The organism is Natronobacterium texcoconense, from assembly GCF_900104065.1.
Lineage (GTDB): Archaea > Halobacteriota > Halobacteria > Halobacteriales > Natrialbaceae > Natronobacterium > Natronobacterium texcoconense.
In genome coordinates, this window is the sequence record NZ_FNLC01000001.1 from 1,013,369 (window position 1) to 1,030,439 (window position 17,071).

The 17,071-nt window shown below is 62.8% G+C and carries 21 protein-coding genes; 12 read left to right on the forward strand and 9 right to left on the reverse strand.

The genetic code is table 11. From position 1 onward, the window contains the following. Positions 1–27: 27 nt before the first annotated feature. A complete protein-coding gene (locus BLR35_RS05145) occupies positions 28–1,437 on the reverse strand; it encodes a sodium:solute symporter family protein (protein ID WP_090378310.1) in 1,410 nt (469 codons plus the stop codon). 143 nt (positions 1,438–1,580) lie between these two features. Between BLR35_RS05145 and BLR35_RS05150 the strand changes: the two genes are divergently transcribed. The 4 genes from BLR35_RS05150 to BLR35_RS05165 all read left to right on the forward strand — a co-directional run bounded on the left by BLR35_RS05150 (position 1,581) and on the right by BLR35_RS05165 (position 4,920). Continuing rightward, complete coding sequence (locus BLR35_RS05150) at positions 1,581–2,753, forward strand: M24 family metallopeptidase (protein WP_090378312.1); 1,173 nt, start codon at positions 1,581–1,583, stop codon at positions 2,751–2,753. A 134-nt stretch (positions 2,754–2,887) separates the two neighbouring features. Then, a complete protein-coding gene (locus BLR35_RS05155; protein ID WP_090378315.1) occupies positions 2,888–3,607 on the forward strand; it encodes a helix-turn-helix domain-containing protein in 720 nt (239 codons plus the stop codon). A 497-nt stretch (positions 3,608–4,104) separates the two neighbouring features. Continuing rightward, positions 4,105–4,407 (forward strand): hypothetical protein, encoded by a 303-nt coding sequence (locus BLR35_RS05160; RefSeq protein WP_090378318.1) that lies wholly within the window; start codon positions 4,105–4,107, stop codon positions 4,405–4,407. Next, on the forward strand, positions 4,408–4,920 hold the full coding sequence (locus tag BLR35_RS05165; RefSeq protein ID WP_090378321.1) for a PIN domain-containing protein: 513 nt from the start codon (positions 4,408–4,410) through the stop codon (positions 4,918–4,920). It abuts the gene before it with no gap. Between the two features lie 111 nt (positions 4,921–5,031). Here the strand turns inward: BLR35_RS05165 and BLR35_RS05170 are convergent, their stop codons facing one another. Continuing rightward, entirely contained in the window at positions 5,032–5,868 is an 837-nt protein-coding gene (locus BLR35_RS05170) for a proline dehydrogenase family protein (protein WP_090378324.1), read from the reverse strand. 135 nt (positions 5,869–6,003) lie between these two features. On the opposite strand from BLR35_RS05170, the gene BLR35_RS05175 reads away from it, so the two are divergent. Further along, the gene (locus BLR35_RS05175; protein WP_090378328.1) at positions 6,004–7,539 is read left to right on the forward strand and encodes an aldehyde dehydrogenase family protein; all 1,536 of its coding nucleotides are present in this window, start codon (positions 6,004–6,006) and stop codon (positions 7,537–7,539) included. Positions 7,540–8,012: 473 nt separating this feature from the next. Here the strand turns inward: BLR35_RS05175 and BLR35_RS05180 are convergent, their stop codons facing one another. The 6 genes from BLR35_RS05180 to BLR35_RS05205 all read right to left on the reverse strand — a co-directional run bounded on the left by BLR35_RS05180 (position 8,013) and on the right by BLR35_RS05205 (position 12,402). Further along, positions 8,013–8,861 carry a carbon-nitrogen family hydrolase gene (locus BLR35_RS05180; protein ID WP_090378332.1) on the reverse strand — a complete coding sequence of 283 codons (849 nt, stop codon included), beginning with the start codon at positions 8,859–8,861 and terminating at the stop codon, positions 8,013–8,015. A gap of 5 nt (positions 8,862–8,866) precedes the next feature. After that, positions 8,867–9,301: an SRPBCC family protein gene (locus BLR35_RS05185; protein WP_090378335.1), complete on the reverse strand. Its 435-nt coding sequence runs from the start codon at positions 9,299–9,301 to the stop codon at positions 8,867–8,869. 191 nt (positions 9,302–9,492) lie between these two features. Then, positions 9,493–9,717: a DUF7123 family protein gene (locus BLR35_RS05190; RefSeq protein ID WP_090378338.1), complete on the reverse strand. Its 225-nt coding sequence runs from the start codon at positions 9,715–9,717 to the stop codon at positions 9,493–9,495. A gap of 91 nt (positions 9,718–9,808) precedes the next feature. Further along, positions 9,809–9,994 (reverse strand): DUF7525 family protein, encoded by a 186-nt coding sequence (locus BLR35_RS05195; protein ID WP_090378341.1) that lies wholly within the window; start codon positions 9,992–9,994, stop codon positions 9,809–9,811. A gap of 121 nt (positions 9,995–10,115) precedes the next feature. Then, on the reverse strand, positions 10,116–11,147 hold the full coding sequence (locus BLR35_RS05200) for a phosphate signaling complex PhoU family protein (RefSeq protein WP_090378344.1): 1,032 nt from the start codon (positions 11,145–11,147) through the stop codon (positions 10,116–10,118). Between the two features lie 103 nt (positions 11,148–11,250). Further along, entirely contained in the window at positions 11,251–12,402 is a 1,152-nt protein-coding gene (locus BLR35_RS05205; RefSeq protein ID WP_090378347.1) for an ATP-NAD kinase family protein, read from the reverse strand. Positions 12,403–12,498: 96 nt separating this feature from the next. Between BLR35_RS05205 and BLR35_RS21085 the strand changes: the two genes are divergently transcribed. Then, the gene (locus BLR35_RS21085; protein ID WP_280139352.1) at positions 12,499–12,624 is read left to right on the forward strand and encodes a hypothetical protein; all 126 of its coding nucleotides are present in this window, start codon (positions 12,499–12,501) and stop codon (positions 12,622–12,624) included. Here BLR35_RS21085 and BLR35_RS05210 read toward each other — a convergent pair whose 3' ends face one another. Further along, the gene (locus BLR35_RS05210) at positions 12,625–13,314 is read right to left on the reverse strand and encodes a competence/damage-inducible protein A (protein ID WP_090378350.1); all 690 of its coding nucleotides are present in this window, start codon (positions 13,312–13,314) and stop codon (positions 12,625–12,627) included. It lies immediately after the preceding gene. Positions 13,315–13,432: 118 nt separating this feature from the next. On the opposite strand from BLR35_RS05210, the gene BLR35_RS05215 reads away from it, so the two are divergent. From BLR35_RS05215 to BLR35_RS05240, 6 genes are all read left to right on the forward strand, one after another. Beyond that, on the forward strand, positions 13,433–13,789 hold the full coding sequence (locus BLR35_RS05215) for a winged helix-turn-helix domain-containing protein (protein ID WP_090378353.1): 357 nt from the start codon (positions 13,433–13,435) through the stop codon (positions 13,787–13,789). Positions 13,790–13,972: 183 nt separating this feature from the next. After that, positions 13,973–14,446, forward strand: a complete 474-nt coding sequence (locus BLR35_RS05220) for a 6-pyruvoyl trahydropterin synthase family protein (RefSeq protein WP_090378356.1) — start codon at positions 13,973–13,975, stop codon at positions 14,444–14,446. 1 nt (position 14,447) lies between these two features. Beyond that, positions 14,448–15,281 (forward strand): 7-carboxy-7-deazaguanine synthase QueE, encoded by an 834-nt coding sequence (locus BLR35_RS05225; protein WP_090378359.1) that lies wholly within the window; start codon positions 14,448–14,450, stop codon positions 15,279–15,281. A gap of 3 nt (positions 15,282–15,284) precedes the next feature. Further along, positions 15,285–16,034, forward strand: coding sequence for a 7-cyano-7-deazaguanine synthase QueC (gene queC, locus BLR35_RS05230; RefSeq protein WP_090378361.1), 750 nt, complete (start codon positions 15,285–15,287; stop codon positions 16,032–16,034). A gap of 47 nt (positions 16,035–16,081) precedes the next feature. Beyond that, positions 16,082–16,543 carry a hypothetical protein gene (locus BLR35_RS05235; RefSeq protein WP_090378364.1) on the forward strand — a complete coding sequence of 154 codons (462 nt, stop codon included), beginning with the start codon at positions 16,082–16,084 and terminating at the stop codon, positions 16,541–16,543. 95 nt (positions 16,544–16,638) lie between these two features. After that, entirely contained in the window at positions 16,639–17,022 is a 384-nt protein-coding gene (locus BLR35_RS05240) for a VOC family protein (RefSeq protein WP_090378369.1), read from the forward strand. The last annotated feature ends 49 nt before the right edge of the window (positions 17,023–17,071 follow it).

Consider the following 17,071-nt stretch of genomic DNA (forward strand, 5'->3'; position numbering starts at 1 on the left):
AGAAAAAAAGTCGAACGCGACGTCCGATCAGGCGCTGGTCGGCGTCGGCGTCGCCGAATCGCTCGTGAGGTAGCTAACGACGACGATGAGCACCGCGGCAACCGGCGCTGCGACGATCACCGCGTCGAGCCCGTACGGGCTGGCGAGTACCGTGTCCCACGTGATCGCGAGCACGGCACCGGCGATCATCCCGGTGAGGCCGCCGACCTTCGTCAGGCGGTCACGCATCAGGAAGATCGCCAGCAGTGGCGGCGTGATCGCCGCACCGTAGGCGGTGTAGGAGTACATCTGGACCTCGAGGATCGTCGGGAAGTACTGTCCGAGGACGAACGCGAAGACCCCGAGGACGATCACGCAAATTCGAGTCAGCCAGAAGACCTGTCGGTCGGAGGCGTCGGGGTTGATCAGCCCCTTGTAGAGGTCCTGGGAGATGTTGGTACAGGCCGACAGCAGGTAGGAGCTACCGGTCGTGATGATGAACGCTGCGGCGGCGGCGAGCAAGATACCGCCGATCCAGACCGGAATCTCCGTCGTCGTCGCGATCAGCGCCATCCCGGGGTCGAGTTCGGGGAACATCGCACGGGAGGCGAAGGCGATCACGGGGACGAGCGTCATCGCCGCCGCGACGCCGACGAACCAGGCGATCAGTCCCGTATTGGTTCCCTCGTCGGTTTCACCGGCGATGATTCGCTGGTACATGTTCTGGTCCGCGAGGATCAGGAGCAGCGGCGGTGCCCACAGCGCGAAGAACTGCAGGAAGGTGAGGTCCCCGAGCGCGTCGAAGTGGGTTTCGGGGACGTTGGCGGCGATTCCTTCCATGCCGCCGGCGTTGAGAATCACGAACGGGACGGCGACGATGAGACCGATGAGCATCAGGAACGCGCTGATCGCGTCCGTGTACGCGACGGACATGAGTCCGCCCATCGCCGCGAGCGCGATGATGATACCGGTTCCGATCAGCGTCCCCTGGGTGACCGAGATACCGGTAGTGACGTTCAGCACGAACCCGAGTCCGATGAACTGGTAGGAGACGATTCCCACGTAAGCGAAGGCGATGACGAGCAGGCTGATGACCTTGCCTTCCTTCCCCAGTTCCTCCTCGATCATCTCGGGGATGGTCAGTTTATCGAACGCACGGATTCGTGGCGCGAGCAGGAACAGAACGCCGATACCGATGAGCGCAGCCGTCCCGAACAGCAACGCCGGCCAGAACCCGTTATCGTACGCGATCGAGTTCGCGCCGCCGGTAACCGTTCCCGACCCCATCCAGGTGGCCATCAGCGTCCCGGCGATGATCACCGCGCCGAGACTCCGGCCGGCGACCATGAAGTCCTCCGCTGTGTTCGTCTTTCCGTACGCCCAGACACCGACGCCGAGCATGACGACCAGATACCCGGCGACGATGTACAGTAACGTTACGTCGGATTCGACTGCCATGTCGTGGGAATGCAAGACACACCACTTAAAAACACCCCCGACCGAAAGTTACTCACAGATAGTTATACGTAGTAAACAGGACGAAACTAGCCGACCGTTGGTCGGGTCCGGTTTTAATACCGACAGTCGTCTGGTGTCACCCGATGACAGACCTCACGATTTCTCGAGCGGAACACCGCGAACGGAAACGAGAGTTACTCGAATACGCCGCCGAGGACGGGTACGATGGCGTCGTCCTGTTCGGATCGTTGAACATCCACTACGTCAGCGGGATGTATCACCTCCCGACGGAGCGGCCGGTCGCGCTGGGAATCACCGACGAGCGGGTCGAGGCAGTCGTCCCGCGACTCGAGCAGGAACACGCCTCGCGAGACGACTTCCTGATCGACGAGGTGACGACCTACTTCGAATACCCACAGGACGATCCGATGGAACAGGTTGCGGAGATGTGCGAGCGCCTCGGACTGGCGAACGGCTCGATCGCGGTCGACTCCGATGGGAGTCCCGCCCGCAACGGCTACACAGGCCCTTCGCTCTCTGACCTACTCTCCGGCGACGTCGGCGTCGAAGACTACATCACCGACATGCGTGAGACGAAAAGCGACGCCGAGATCGAACTCATCCGGGAGGCAAGCGTCTGGGCGAACCTCGGTCACCGGCTCCTGCAGGAACGGATCGAGGTCGGCCGCCGCCCGATCGAGGTTCGTGCGGAGGTCGAGGCCGAAGCAGTCAAGTCGATGCTCGACACGCTCGGCGACCGCTACGAGATGCGCTCGTGGGCCAATCCGATGCAGTGTCTGTTCACGACCGGTGACGTGACCGGACTCCCCCACAGCATGGACCAGACGACGCGGATCGAACGCGGCGACAACATCGTCACCATCGTCAAGCCGAACGTCGGCGGCTACACGACCGAACTCGAGCGGACGATGTTCGTCGGCGAGGTCTCCGACGAGAAGCGGGATTACTTCGAGATCATGAAAGAATCCCAGGACATCGCGATCGAAGCGATCGAACCCGGGGTCGAGTACGCCACTGTCGAGGAGGTCGTCGTCGACTACTACGAGGAACAGGGCGTCGCGGAGTACACCCAACACCACGTCGGCCACAATATCGGTCTGGAGGGCCACGAGCGGCCGTTCCTCGACGTCGACCAGGACGGCGAAATCCGACCGGGCGAACTGTTCACCGTCGAACCCGGCTTCTACGTTCCCGGCCTGGGCGGATTCAGACACTCCGACACGGTGCTCGTGACCGAGGAAGGGACGGAGACGCTGACGTACTATCCACGAGACCTCGAGAGTCTGATCGTTTGATCGACGCGCCGAACGGTACTCGAGGTGTCACGTCCTCGGCCGTTCGCTGTACGAATAACCACTGATCATAGTATTTTCCGGACATCCGTTCCGAAAACACAACATAGAAAGCGTCCCTCGAGACAGGTATACACATGAGTCTGAAGGGAGAGGTATCGAGCGTTCGGCTGACCCTCGATCTGTGGCACCCGAACTGCTGGGCGATCGAGTCGACCGATCGAACGGGCGGCGGCGTGCTTGCTCACGCGGTGTACAACTCGCCGATGACCGACGAAAGCCCGGAGACGGTCCGGGGGCTGTTTACGGCGTTCGGCGACACGTCGGACGAAGTCGAACAACTCCTCGACGCGATCCGGGAGTCCGAGCACTCGGGCGAAGTGTTCGAACTGCAGGAACGGTTCGGCCGCGCTCGCAACGCACCGGGCAACGTCGTCCGCGAGTTCTTCCTCGAGTACGATCCGAACGAGATGGTCTGTCCGACCTTGCTGAAAAACGGGTTCGTCCACAGCGCACCGGTCCGGATCGAGGACGGCAGCGAGGAGTGGAACCTCTGTTTCGCCGGCGATCGCTCCGAGATCGAGGAGTCGTTAGACGAGGTTCGCGAACAGAGCGGTGCCGAAGTGACGGTGACGTCGATCACGACGTCGGATACGCCCGAGCGTTCGACCCGCGACGAACGGCTCGATACGCTGACGACGGCCCAGCGAGAGGTGTTCGAACACGCCCGCGAAGCCGGCTACTACGAGTGGCCAAGAGAGATCACGACTCGCGAACTGGCCGCCGACATGGACCTCGCGAAGTCGACGCTGCTCGAGCACTTGCGACGAGCGGAGTCGAAACTGCTCGACCCCTGAATCGTTCTTGTTTTGCAGACAGTCGCAAACTAGGTCGGTAATCGGTTGACGACGCACTTGTCGCAGTCATCAATAGTGGCTGACTGTACGCTCTGTATGCTACATGTCGTTACACGGTAACAGCGCGAAAGCCCACGAGTTTACTCGTGGGATGAAGCACGTAAGCTTTAACCAGACTTTGTACAATACTACCACGTGCCGAGGTCGAGGTAAGGATACGCACCCATACGGGGTAGATGAAGCCCGCTATCTCGACCGGGGGTCGTACTGACCCGACCCAGAACGCAAGTCGTTCGAGGACTCGAACGGACTTGCGAACCTCCCCAACTTGTGGGACCCCCGTCCGTGACGGGAACCCCACGACTTCAGTCGTGGGAGGAGGTCAGTACCAGCTATAGCTTCGCTCGCCACTGCACGGATACGGATACTCCAGTCCGAGACCACTCAAAGCGTCCACACGATAAGGGCTAAGTAAGCTGGCTCACATTGTACACATAATGAGTAGCGACAAGAAGCGCGTCCAGTTTCGAGCACCGTATCGGCTCATCGACCGTACCGATGCCCTCGCTGACGTTCTCGGAGAGGATCGAACGGACATCCTCGTAACTGCGCTCCGGGAATACCTCCAGGAGGCCGCTCACGATGACGCGCTTACTCAAGAAATCGCGGCCGCCTACTACGACGACGAGATAACCTTCGAGCAACTCAAAGCACTCGTCCGCGCTGAAGAGGCAGCGAACCTCCGGGTGTTGAAACAGCAACTGGATGAGGACTTCATCGACGAGGTCGCCGACGCATAGATGTCGCGGCTCGTCGCAGACTCCTCCGCCCTCGTTAGCCTCGGGATCGTTGCTGACGACGATCCTAGTCCACTCTCGATCTGTCTGTCCCAATACGAGGTCGCCGTCCCAGCAGCGGTCATCGGAGAACTCCAGGAGATCGGCTCGTACGACGACGCGCACGGTCGTGCCGCAACCACCGTGCTCGACCGAACTGATACGCTCGAGATCCAGTCGGTCGACCTCGACGCCGAGTTTCCACTCGATGACGGCGAGAACGCTGCCGTCACCCTCGCAAACGAACTCGATGCCGCACTGTTTCTCTGTGATGAGTTCAACCAGCTCGGCCTGATTCACGCGTCGCTCGCTGATACTCGGCTCGTGACGACCCCGACTGTACTCTCAGTCCTCGTTCGGACCGAACAGCTGTCAGCTGCCGACGCTCAGATACTCCTCGACGAGATCAGCGACGCCCGCAGCTGGAACGCAAACAGCTACGTGCAGCGGGCTCGCTCGCTGCTCGAGGAGCCTTGAAAAGTATTCCTCGCGCTGTGTCTGTGCCTCGTCATCACAATCACCAACTACGAACGCGGAGACAATCCGCAAAACGGGACAGGATCGATTCCGATTTCGTTTCCACCCCGGTCAGTTCAGGATCGCCCGTAGCGCGAACAGCGCGTTCTCCTTTCGTTCTCGGACCCGCCGATAGAAGTAGGAGAACCACTTGCCGCCGTAGGGAATGTACTGGTAGACGTCCACGCCGTCGGCGGCCAGTTCGTACTGGGCATCGGTCCGGACCCCCATCAGCATCTGGATTTCGTAGGGCGTGCCGTGTTCTTCGTGTAACTCGCGAGCGAGCGAGACGAACTCCGGATCGTGGCTGCCGACCGCGACGCCGTCGTCGAACGACTCGAACATGTACTCGATGAGTTCCCGGTAGACCTCGTCGACGCGTTCCTTGTCGGTGTAGGCGACCGATTCGGGTTCGTCGTACGCTCCCTTAACGATCCGGACTTTCCCTGGAGCGTCCGCAAGCCGCTCGAGGTCCTCGCGTGTGCGTTTCAGGTTCGCCTGGAGACAGACGCCCATCCCGCCTTCGTGGCGTCGGACGAGGTCCTCGTAGGCGTCGAGGGTAGCGTCGGTCGTCGTGTAATCTTCCATGTCGACCCAGACGAACACGTCCTGCTCTGCCCCGCGGTCGGCGATTTCGGTGAGGTTGTCCTCGAAGACGTCCTCGCCGACGTCGAGACCGATCTGTGACGGCTTCACGGAGATACAGGCGTCGACGTCGGAGCCGCCGATGTCGTCGATCAACGCGAGGTAGGCGTCGGTATCCGCCGCTGCGCCGGCGGGATCGTCGTAGTGCTCACCCAGCAGGTTCAGAATAGCTGTGACGTCGCGATCGTTGAGCGTCCGAGCGTGTTCGAGGGCTTCGGCGGACGTCTCACCCGCGACGAATTTGCTCGCGATAGGGGGGATCATTCGTTCGTATTCCTCGAGACGGAGACCATAAGCCACCACCCGACCAATGCGTTAGGTTCCGAACGTTACGAAATAAATTCAGGGGGCGACCATGACCGGTGGTGCTTACATGGAACCAGCGAGTAACTATCGACTATGTCGCAACAAACCGGGACGCAAACGAACAAACACTACATCGCCGGCGAGTGGACCGAGGGCAGTGGCTCCGAGACGTTCACCAGTGAGAACCCCGCGACGGGCGAGACGCTCGCGGAGTTCCACCGGGGAACAGAGGACGACGTAGACGCCGCGCTCGAGGCCGCGGAAGACGCCTTCGAGGAGTGGCGCGAACTGTCCTACATCGACCGTGCGGAGTACCTGTGGGACATCTACCACGAACTCCGGGAGCGACACGAGGAACTCGGCGAGATCGTCTCCAAGGAGTGTGGCAAGGAGATCAGCGAAGGGAAAGCCGACGTCACCGAGGCCTGGCACATGGTCGAGTGGGCCGCAGGCAACGCCCGCCATCCCCACGGCGACGTGGTCCCGAGCGAGGTCGGCAGCAAGGACGCCTACATGCGCCGCAAGCCACGGGGCGTCATCGGTTGTATCACGCCGTGGAACTTCCCGGTCGCCATCCCGTTCTGGCACATGGCCATCGCGCTGGTCGAGGGGAACACGGTCGTCTGGAAGCCCGCCGAGCAGACGCCGTGGTGTGGCCAGATCATCGCCGAGATGATGGAAGACGCCGGGATTCCGGACGGCGTCTTCAACATGATTCAGGGCTTCGGCGACGCCGGTGCCGCGATCAGCGACGACAGCCGCGTCGACACCGTCCTCTTTACGGGCTCCGCCGAGGTCGGCCACGAGATCGCAAGCAAGGTCGGTGGCGAACCCGGCAAGCTCGCGGCCTGCGAGATGGGTGGCAAGAACGGCATCGTCATCACCGAAGAAGCCGACCTCGACATCGCCGTCCACTCGGCGATCATGTCGAGTTTCAAGACGACCGGCCAGCGCTGTGTCTCGAGCGAGCGCCTGATCGTCCACGAGGACCTCTACGACGAGTTCAAGGAACGGTTCGTCGACATCGCGGAAGACATCGCCGTCGGTGACCCGCTCGAGGAGGACACGTTCATGGGGCCGGCCATCGAGGCCGACCACGTCGAGAAGATCCGCAAACACAACGAACTCGCCCGGAAGGAGGGTGCGAACGTGCTGGTCGACCGCTTCGAACTCGCAGACGACGAGATTCCCGACGGCCACGACGACGGCCACTGGGTCGGCCCGTTCGTCTACGAGATCGACTACGACACCGACCTGCGCTGTCTCAAAGAGGAGTGTTTCGGTCCGCACGTCGCCCTGCTCGAGTACTCGGGTGACATCGAGGACGCCGTCGAAATCCACAACGACACGCCCTACGGACTCGCTGGCGCGGTCATCTCCGAGGACTACCGCCAGATCAACTACTTCCGCGACCACGCCGACATCGGCCTCGCGTACGCGAACCTGCCGTGTATCGGTGCCGAGGTCCAGCTCCCGTTCGGCGGCGTCAAGAAGTCCGGCAACGGCTACCCGAGCGCCCGCGAAGCGATCGAGGCCGTCACCGAACGCACCGCCTGGACGATGAACAACTCGAAGGAAATCGAGATGGCACAGGGGCTGTCGGCGGACATCGTGACTCGAGACGACTAAGCAGTCCCCTGATTTGATCTCTCGGCCGACCGTTTCAGAGCTGTTTTTTCTCGGATAGCGTTCGTCCGGTCCAGTTTCACCTGTCTCTCTGACGAGTACTGTAGCCGTTCGAATCGCTACTGTTCGTATGTCACCCTCAAACTGTAACGGTTCTCCCACTGCTCTGATGACGCTCACCGTTCGGGCGTCTGCTACGCTCGTGGCACGATCGAGCTCTCGAGCGGATCGACGACGGTGAGCGGTCGAGCGTCGGAAAGTGAAAGGGGCGAAAGGAGTGGACGAGGCCGAGGTGAGGTGCCGGACGCGGACGTGGATGCTCGTTCCCGGGAACGAGCGTGCGACGGGCCGGAGCGACGCGCTTGCCGGGTAGACGTGAAAAGCGCCTGTACCGGCACTCCGACTAAGGGTGCGGGGAGACAAAAAGTCAGCGGTCAGAACGTGCTATTCGTACACACGTCTGGCACTCTCGGTCCTCAGAGTCGCCGATCGCGAAGCGCCGGGAACTCGTCGCGAACGGTCGCGATCGTTTCGGGATCGACGTCGGCTCTGACCGTCGTCGGCGCGTCGCCGCTCGAGGCGACGGTGACGCCCCACGGGTCGTAGACGGTCGATCGGCCGAGCAGCGTGGCCTCGCCGTCGCCGGTGTCGAACGACCCGGAGCCGTTGATCGTTGCGACGTAACACTGATTCTCGATCGCTCGCGCCCGCGAGAGCGTCTCCCAGTGTTCGATCCGAGGGTAAGGCCACGCGCTCGGGGCGAGCAGGAGTTCCGTTCCCGCATCGACCAGTTCCCGGTAGAGTTCGGGAAACCGGAGGTCGTAACAGGTCGTCACGCCGACGGTGACGCCGCCGATGGTCGCCGTCTCGAGTCGCTCGCCGGGGACGAGCAGTTCGGATTCGGCGGATTCGTAGCCGAAGAGGTGGTGTTTCCGGTAGATCAGTTGCAGGTCGCCCTCGGCGTCGAACAGCGCGGCGGTGTTGGCCAGTCCCTCGTCGGCCGGCGTCGGGACGCTCTCGGTCTCTGCGAGGTCCTCGACGATCGTTCCCGCGAGGACGGCAACCTCGTGGTCGGCCGCGGCCTCGCGCAGTCGGGAGAACGTCTCGCCCTCGACGGATTCGGCGTAGCGGTCGTAGAGATCGAACGCGAAGTAGCCGACGTTGAACAGCTCCGGCAGGGCGACGAGGTCCGCGCCGCGATCGGCGGCGTCCTCGATCGCCTCGAGCGCACGGTCGACGTTCCGGTCGATCGCGCCTGCCTCGACCTGGATCTGTGCGAGTTCGATCGTCAGTGGACGGTCGGGGTCGTGGGTATCGGCGTTCATGGGTATCAGGTCTCCGTCGCGAGCCAGCGCTCGAGTGCGCGTCGCAGGTTTTCGATCTCACCGTCGAGGTTTCGCCTGAAGAACTTCTCGACGCCGGGGAGTTTGCCGTCGACGACGAACCGGTTCTCGAGGCGAGTGCCCTCGTCGGTCTCGACAATGTGGTGCTCGCCGGTGACTTTCATCACCTTGGATTTGCCGACGAACTCGACGTACTCGGGGGGACGACGGGTGAGATCCTCGGTCTCGACGGCGACCGTTCGCCGCACGAGCGGGATCGGCAACTCGACGTGCCAGGTCACCTCGCGACCGCTCGGATCGTCGGCGGTGTACTCGCGCACGACGCTGATCGCCCGGGCGCGGTTCTCGGGGTCAGCGATGAACTCCCATACCTGTTCGGGCGACGCCGACAGCTCGAACGCCCGCTCGATCCGTACAGTCATGCCTCCACGTGAGCGGTTCTCGGGTAAAAAGACAGTGGAGTGGGGCAGTCGACGGCAGGTTCTGCCGATCGAGTATCGGCGGTCGACTGATACGGTTTACTGTAAGTCATTTCGGGCGCAACCGCCGCACGGGTCGCGGTTGCGCCGGTACATCGGTACAGCAATCCGTATGACGGCTCGGTTCGACTGGATCAGCTAAGGGTGACTTTCCAGGTGGTCGAGCGGGCGCGTCCCCACTTTTCGATGTCGACTTCGTCGGACTTCTCGGCGAGATGGGGTAGTCGTGCACCTACCTGTTTCGACGAGAGGCCGATCGCATCCGCGATGTTCTTTGCCCGAAAGTACTGCTCACCTCGGGCGGCGCTCTCGCGGAGATACGAGAGGATCCGCTGCTCTTCGTCGGAGTAGTCGGTCATCGTCCGTACCGATACTAGGCCGGCGTCGGCCTTAACTCTTAACAGCCAGCGCCGGCGTCACACAAGTCAATCTCGAGCGGGTGACTCGAGTCTACTCCCAGACGTGGATGCCGACGACTGCGAGCGAGGCGAAGAGAACTGCAGCAGCAAAGCCCCACGCTGCCTCGATATCGGGTGCACCGGTAAACATCACGAGCGCACCGATGGTCGCGAGCGCACCGAGTGCAAGCGCTATTCCAAGGCCTTTGTCCGTCGACGACTCCGTTTCCGTAGCCATGCTCGAGGGTTGTGAGTGGGGTCTCTTAATTGCACTTGTTTCCGGCGGCGTGAACGAGTGCCACGCGCGACGATACTGACCGTCGATTCCGGTCTCGAGTGGCGTCGGTGACGACCGACGGTCAGTTGATGGTCGTGTGCTCTGACTCCTCGTTCAGCGCGAGGTTCGCGGCGATTTCGGCGTTTCGCATCGCGTACTCGGCGGTTTGCTGGAGGCTAACGAGTACTTCACGCACCCGCAGCAGTTCCTCGTTGGACATCTCGGGGAGTTCCTCGAGGATTTCGTCTTCGCGGTCGGCGATGTCGTGAAACAGCGTTCGGACCTCGTTGGACATGTCGTAATCGCGTTCGACCGCCGCCTCGACCGCGAGGGAGGTGATATCGCCGACGAGATCGTTCAGTTCGCGGATGTCGCGCATGACCGAACTGTCGACGTCCAGCGAGTGCCCTTCCGTCTCCATGACGATGTCGGCGATGTCCTCGGCGTTGTCCGCAGTGAGTTCGAGGTTCTTCGCGATCGATCGGTAGCCGATCAGCGGGAAGCCGCTGTTGAGTCCGACCGCACGCGCGAGGTTCGGGTTCTGGTAGGCAGTGAAGATCAATCGCAGGAGGAGGACGAAGATTTTGTTCGCCTGGCGCTCCCGGTTCAGGGCCCGCTGTGCCAGGTCGGGGTTGCCGTGGGCGAGCGCCTTGATCGCCTCGCCACGCATCGTCTGGCCGGTTCGCTCCAGGCGCTCGAGCAGGTTATCGAGCGTAAAGTCCTCCGGGTCGACCGAACAGCGAATGGAGATGCTCTCGGGGGTCTCCTCGATGACACCGAGTCCCATTAGCTGGGTTTCGGCCTGGTAGACGGCGTTGATGTGATCGGACTCGAGAGCGCCGTCCTCGCGTTCGATGCGGATGACGCGTCGGCCGAGGACGTACTGGGCGACGATTGCGCGTTCGACCGCGGCGGCGGTGAGGTCGTCGGCGTGGATGATCGCTTCCGTCTCCTCGGAACTGGCCGATTCGGGCATTACCGTCAGCGTGCCCTTTCCGCTGGTTCGAAGCGACACCTCGTCGCCTTTCTCGACGTCGTGTTCGGAGGCCCACTCTGCGGGGAGGGTCATCGCCAGCGTCGACGGCCCGAGCCGTTGCACTTTCCGCGTTTCCATACACACTTGTACAGATGGCTGTGACCTTAATCTTGACTATACATGCCTTATATCTGAGGTGGAAATTATATCATGACTCGTCGGAGGTCGACGAGTACCGTCCTTAGACGACCTTGACCAGCCGCGTCGTGAACCGGCCCGTCCGGACCCTGAGCCAGCCACGGAGCTCCTCGTCGACCGTGTCGTCGTCGGTGTCGACCCGCAGCGAGTCGAGGCCGTCGAGTTTCTCCTCCGAGGCGACGACGTCGATCTCGTCGGCGCGCTCGATGACGGCGGGCGAGATCTGGTGGTTGCCCCGGCCGAAGATAAAGCCCTGGCCGCCGATCGGCGAGACGACGATCGTCGTCGGCTCCTCGAGGACCTCGAGGATGCCCTCTTCGGCGGCGTCACGGGCGAGGAGGTCACCGCCTGCCGCTGGCTCGTCAGTGTCGGGACCGGCCCGCCAGGCGTCGACGCCAAGCGGGGAGGGGTCGATGCCCAGTTCTTCCTCGATCGTACCGACGGTGCTTCCGGGACCGAAGACGTACGTGCGGCCGGACTCGACTTCGCGGGCGAAGCCGGACGCGAGCGCGTCGACGCTCCCGCTCGCGAGTTGCTTGCTCGACTGCAGATCGGGAGCGACCGGAACCGGAACGATCGCGCGGAGTTCGGCCCGCACCTCGCCCTCGCGGTAGGCCTCTTCGTCGATATCGTTGACCTCGCGGGACTCGATTCGGTCGAACTCGGCGGCGATCCGGCCCGCATCCCTCGGTGTCACGGCGAACACCGACGAGTAGACCTTGACGCCCGCCGGAACGCCGAGCATCGGCGTCGGTTCGGCGTCTTCTGGCGATGCTTCGCCTTCGTCCTCGAGGACTTCCGCCACGTCGACGGCCGTCCCGTCGCCGCCGACGAACAGGACGAGATCGACGCCCTCCTCGAGAAACGCCCGGACCGCCCGTCGCGTGTCGTCTGCGGTCGTTTCCGCGTCGGCGGGGTCGTCAGTTCGACCGTCGTCCGTCGCTGGCTCGTACACGACGACCGGATCGAATCCCGCGTCTCGAGTCGCGTGCTCGCCCATGACGTCTGCGGCCGTATAGACAGTACAGTCCGGGTCACGGTCGTACAGCGATCGGAGGGCCTTGCGAGCGCGATCCGGTGCTCGTGGCTCTGCACCACGCTGGCGTGCTTCCTCGAGTTTCCCATCGGTACCCTTCAGCCCGACGCGACCGCCCATGCCCGCGATCGGGTTGACTACGACGCCGAGAGACTCCATACGTGGCTACTGTCGGGCGCGAGTCATTGAAGAGTTTCGACCGCCCCCTCGCCCCGTTTCTGAAAGATTAAGAGGGATCGGTACGGATCGCCGACTATGACCGAACTACCCTACGGAATTCTCGCAGCGGAATCACCGCTTCCGATCGAACTCGTCGGCTGGGGGACCCTGATCCTCGGTCTCCTCGTTACGATCGTCTGGCTGGCCTACCTGTACCGCTAACTAGTTCGCGGGCGTCTCGACGCGCTCTCGAAGCCAGGACGCAGCCTCCGTTACTGTCGTCTCGTCGGTGCTCTCGAGAGCGATGCGGACGGAGTCTCCGGGGTAGCTCCCGACGGACACGTCGAACTGCTCGCGTAGCGCCGCGATTCGATCGAGCAATGCGCTCTCGGGTTCGTCGGCGACGACGACCTCGCGATACGTCTCGGTCCCCGAAAACTCCGGTTCGATCGACGCGAACATCGCACGCATCTCCGCGGGAACGCCGGGCAGAACGTAGACACCCTCGAGTGCTGCGCCCGGCGCGACGCCAACCTCGTTGTGAAGCGGCCGTGCACCCGCCGGCAGGTCCGCCGTCCCCTCCGTTAGATCCGATCGTGAGTAGCCTTCCTCCTCGAGCCAGGCCAGGGCAGTCTCGTGTTCCTCGAGCGAGCGGCCGAGCGCGGCAGCCACGCCGTCCATGGTGACGTCGTCGTGCGTCGGCCCGACGCCGCCCGTGACGATCACTGCGTCGTACTCGGCGCGGTACTCGTTGACGACGCGGGCGATGTCTCCGATCCGGTCCGGGACCGTCGTGACGCGTTCGACGTCGACGCCGCGCTCGGCGAGGCGTTCACAGAGCCAGGTAGCGTTCGTGTTCGTCGTCTGCCCGGCGAGCAGTTCGTCTCCGACCGTGACGACCGCGACGTTCATACCGGGAGGTTCGGGCTGGGGGGCCAAATGCGTCTCGTCGCTAACTCGCAATCGAAGAATGACAAAATCATATCACGTACCACAAGATTCAATCTTGATAATTGGCTACGAATAGACAATGTCACGTAGTCGGACGGATAGAAACGACGGCGACTCGACCGCGGTGCTGTCGGCACTCGGCAACAAGTACAGCGCCGAAATTCTCTGTGCCGCGGACACACCGAAGTCGGCACAGGCACTGAGCGAGGACGTCGAGATACCGATCGCCACCTGCTACCGACGGATCGAAGAACTCGTCGATGCAGGCCTGCTGACCTGTGAGGGGCGACAGCTCTCGGACAACGGCCGGCGGACGAACATCTACCGGCGAACCCTGGACGAGATCGAGGTCGACTTCTCGGACGAGACGCCCGACTTCTCGCGCAAACGCCGCACCGAAGCCAAAAACAGACTGCAGGACCAGCTCGGCGACTGACTTCCGACCGACCGGTCTCGAACTCCTGTCGACACTCTTTTACTAGTTTCGAGTTGACACTACTGTGTTCGCAGCTACGATTCAGGCTGGTTCTCGAACTCGACTCACCCGATTCAGGACGGGATCGGAGAGCGTGTCGCGCCGTACGATCATCCTTAAGTATTCTCGAGAGAATACTGGAGTATGACCACTGGAACAGGATCGCTCGAGCAGACGGCAGCGAACGACGAGTCCATCGTCGGCACCAGCCGAACGCTCGAGGTCGGTCACGACCGCCCGATCAGGATCAGCGCCGGTCACCGACTCCTGCACCACGACGGGAAGTGTTCGCGGCCGCACGGCCACAACTACGAGGTCGCCGTCACGATCGAAGGCGAACTCACCGAGGAGGGATGGGTCGCCGACAAGGGCGACGTCACTGCGGTTATCGAGGAGTGGGACCACATGTTCCTCGTGGAGGAAGGCGACCCGCTCGTCGAGGCCTTCGAAGCCGCCGGCGACGACGACGCTCTCGTGGTGCTCGAGCACCCGCCGACGGCCGAGGTGATGAGCGTGCTTCTGGAGGGGAAACTCGAGGAAGCCCTCCCCGATACCGTCTCCGACGTGGCGGTCCGGGTCAACGAGACGAGCGAACTCTGTGCGGGAAGCGGGTTCTGAGATGCCGGTTTCCGATTCGATCGACGAACGGCCGGATTCGGACGCGACTGCCGGCCCTTCGCTACCGATCAACGAACTGTTCTACTCCCTGCAGGGCGAGGGCACGCTGGCCGGCGTCCCCTCCGTCTTCGTCCGGACGAGCGGCTGTAACCTCCGGTGCTGGTTCTGTGACTCCTATCACACCTCCTGGGAGCCGACTCACGCGTGGATGAGTCTCGAAGAGATTATCGCCGAAATCGAAGGCCACGACGCCGACCACGTCGTCCTCACGGGTGGCGAACCCCTGCTCCACGAGGAGAGCGTCGACCTGCTCGAGGCACTCGACGCGCGTGGCTATCACACGACCGTCGAGACCAACGGGACGATCCACCGCGAGGCGCCGATCGACCTTGCGTCGATCAGCCCGAAACTCGCGAGCAGTACGCCGACGCCCGAGCGCGATCCGAGCGGCGAGATGCCGGAAGAATCTCGAGACGATGAACGACGATCGTCGGGAGCCATGAACCGGGAAGACGGCGAGTGGGCCGAACGACACGAGAGCGAGCGCATCGACATGGAGGCGCTCGCAGCTCTCGTCGAGACCTACGAATTCCAGTTGAAGTTCGTCGTCACGGACGAGGGAGACATGCCCGAGATCCTCGAGTTACTCGCCGACCTTCGCGAGGTCGCCGACATCCCCGTTCGCGACGAGGACGTCCTGTTGATGCCCGAAGGAGCCACCCGCGACCGCCTCGCCGAGACTCGCGAACGGGTCGCCAACCTCGCGATGGAGTACGGATTCCGGTACACGCCGCGATTGCACGTTGACCTCTGGAACGACGCACCCGAGACGTAGATCATGACTGACGACACTTCCGATCGGAACGACGAAGCCGAATCGACCGACGAAAAACGCGCCGTCGTCTTGCTGTCCGGCGGCATGGACAGCGCCACGGCCGCATACGAAGCCCGCGACAGGGGGTACGAAATCTACGCCCTGCACACCTCCTACGGCCAGCAGACCGCGGACCGCGAACTCGAGTGTGCCCGCCGCGTCGCCGAGGAAGTCGGCGCTGCAGATTTCCTGTGGGTCGAGACCGGCCACCTCGCGTCGATCGGTGCCTCGAGTCTCACCGACGACGAACTGGAAGTCGCGGACGCGGACACGGAAAGCGACGAAATTCCGACCTCCTACGTTCCCTTCCGCAACGCCAACCTGCTCTCGATGGCCGTCTCCTACGCGGAGGCCAACGACTGCGAGGCCGTCTTCATCGGCGCTCACAGTGAGGACTTCTCGGGGTATCCCGACTGCCGACCAGAGTTCTTCGAGGCCTTCGAACAGGTGGTCGACGTCGGTACGAAACCCGAAACCGAGATCGGGATCGAAGCGCCGTTCGTCGACTGGTCGAAGACCGACATCGCCGAGCGCGGAGTGGAACTCGAGGTGCCCTACGAACACACCTGGAGCTGTTACCGCGAGAACGAACCGGCCTGTGGCACCTGTGACGCCTGTGCGTTCCGGCTGCAGGCGTTCCAGCGACTCGGCGTCTGCGATCCGATCGAGTACGCCGAGCGGCCGTCCTACGTCGATGGCGTAGCGGACGTGTAAGCGATCGTCAGTAATATTGAACAGCCAACAACTAGTATCGGTAATCGATGACTCTCCACCTCCTCGAGTGGTTCCGCGACGAGGACGGCGACTGGACCGTCCCGGACGGCCGGGAAGGTGAGTTGCTCGTTCTTCTCGTCTTCCTCCCTGTCGTCGGCGCGTACGCTCACCTGCGCTTCGACTTCGGGTGGCCACAGGGAACGGCCCAGTGGATCGTAGCCACGCTCGGCCTCTTCGGGGGGTACCTCTATGCCATCCACGTCCGCGAGTACGTCCTTCGGTACGTCTCGACCGACTACTCCTGGTTGACGCCGTTTCTCCTGTTCGGTAGCGGGATTGCGGGACTCGGCGAATACGTACTCCGCAGACCGTCGATACTGTTGCCGTGTCTCGTCGCCGGTGGAACGGTCCTCGTCGTCTACTCGCTGTGGTTGCTGTCGCCGTTTCAGGACGGCCTCGAGCCGGCACGACGCGGCGTCGAGCCACCGTCCGCCGTAGAGCTCGACTGACCCGACTCCGTCGTCTCGAGCCAACGCTTTGTACTGCGTCCACGAACGGCGTCTATGGAACCGAGAGACCAGTCGACGACTCGAGGGAGCCACCGATGAAGTTCACCGGCATCGACCACTTCGTCCTCACCGTCTCCGACGTGGCGGCCAGCTGTGCGTTCTACGAGAAACTCGGAGCCGAAATCGTAACGTTCGGCGACGATCGGAAGGCGATCCGCTTCGGCGACCAGAAGATCAACCTCCACCCGGTCGACAACGACGTCGAACCCGTCGCTGCGGACCCGACACCCGGCGCTGGAGACGTCTGTCTCCTGACGACGACGTCGCTCGAGGCGGTCCAGCGCCAGCTCGAGGAACACGACGTCGACGTCGTCATGGGGCCGATCGATCGCACGGGCGCGGTCGGCCCAATCAGGTCGGTGTACGTCCGGGATCCGGACGACAACCTCGTCGAGATCGGAACGTACGACGTTCCCTGAACGTCGTCAGTGAGCCTGCAGTTGCCGGCTCCTTTTCACCGGTGGCGAG

Excerpts from the sequence above, each read along its gene's own strand:
- BLR35_RS05240 (WP_090378369.1), top strand. The coding sequence starts at position 16,639 with ATGAAGTTCACCGGCATCGACCACTTCGTCCTCACCGTCTCCGACGTG.
- BLR35_RS05150 (WP_090378312.1), top strand. The coding sequence starts at position 1,581 with ATGACAGACCTCACGATTTCTCGAGCGGAACACCGCGAACGGAAACGA.
- BLR35_RS05215 (WP_090378353.1), top strand. The coding sequence starts at position 13,433 with ATGTCACGTAGTCGGACGGATAGAAACGACGGCGACTCGACCGCGGTG.
- queC (WP_090378361.1), top strand. The coding sequence starts at position 15,285 with ATGACTGACGACACTTCCGATCGGAACGACGAAGCCGAATCGACCGAC.
- BLR35_RS05175 (WP_090378328.1), top strand. The coding sequence starts at position 6,004 with ATGTCGCAACAAACCGGGACGCAAACGAACAAACACTACATCGCCGGC.
- BLR35_RS05170 (WP_090378324.1), bottom strand. The coding sequence starts at position 5,868 with ATGATCCCCCCTATCGCGAGCAAATTCGTCGCGGGTGAGACGTCCGCC.
- BLR35_RS05165 (WP_090378321.1), top strand. The coding sequence starts at position 4,408 with ATGTCGCGGCTCGTCGCAGACTCCTCCGCCCTCGTTAGCCTCGGGATC.
- BLR35_RS05220 (WP_090378356.1), top strand. The coding sequence starts at position 13,973 with ATGACCACTGGAACAGGATCGCTCGAGCAGACGGCAGCGAACGACGAG.
- BLR35_RS21085 (WP_280139352.1), top strand. The coding sequence starts at position 12,499 with ATGACCGAACTACCCTACGGAATTCTCGCAGCGGAATCACCGCTTCCG.
- BLR35_RS05190 (WP_090378338.1), bottom strand. The coding sequence starts at position 9,717 with ATGACCGACTACTCCGACGAAGAGCAGCGGATCCTCTCGTATCTCCGC.
- BLR35_RS05195 (WP_090378341.1), bottom strand. The coding sequence starts at position 9,994 with ATGGCTACGGAAACGGAGTCGTCGACGGACAAAGGCCTTGGAATAGCG.
- BLR35_RS05185 (WP_090378335.1), bottom strand. The coding sequence starts at position 9,301 with ATGACTGTACGGATCGAGCGGGCGTTCGAGCTGTCGGCGTCGCCCGAA.
- BLR35_RS05145 (WP_090378310.1), bottom strand. The coding sequence starts at position 1,437 with ATGGCAGTCGAATCCGACGTAACGTTACTGTACATCGTCGCCGGGTAT.
- BLR35_RS05160 (WP_090378318.1), top strand. The coding sequence starts at position 4,105 with ATGAGTAGCGACAAGAAGCGCGTCCAGTTTCGAGCACCGTATCGGCTC.
- BLR35_RS05210 (WP_090378350.1), bottom strand. The coding sequence starts at position 13,314 with ATGAACGTCGCGGTCGTCACGGTCGGAGACGAACTGCTCGCCGGGCAG.
- BLR35_RS05180 (WP_090378332.1), bottom strand. The coding sequence starts at position 8,861 with ATGAACGCCGATACCCACGACCCCGACCGTCCACTGACGATCGAACTC.
- BLR35_RS05155 (WP_090378315.1), top strand. The coding sequence starts at position 2,888 with ATGAGTCTGAAGGGAGAGGTATCGAGCGTTCGGCTGACCCTCGATCTG.
- BLR35_RS05235 (WP_090378364.1), top strand. The coding sequence starts at position 16,082 with ATGACTCTCCACCTCCTCGAGTGGTTCCGCGACGAGGACGGCGACTGG.
- BLR35_RS05200 (WP_090378344.1), bottom strand. The coding sequence starts at position 11,147 with ATGGAAACGCGGAAAGTGCAACGGCTCGGGCCGTCGACGCTGGCGATG.
- BLR35_RS05205 (WP_090378347.1), bottom strand. The coding sequence starts at position 12,402 with ATGGAGTCTCTCGGCGTCGTAGTCAACCCGATCGCGGGCATGGGCGGT.
- BLR35_RS05225 (WP_090378359.1), top strand. The coding sequence starts at position 14,448 with ATGCCGGTTTCCGATTCGATCGACGAACGGCCGGATTCGGACGCGACT.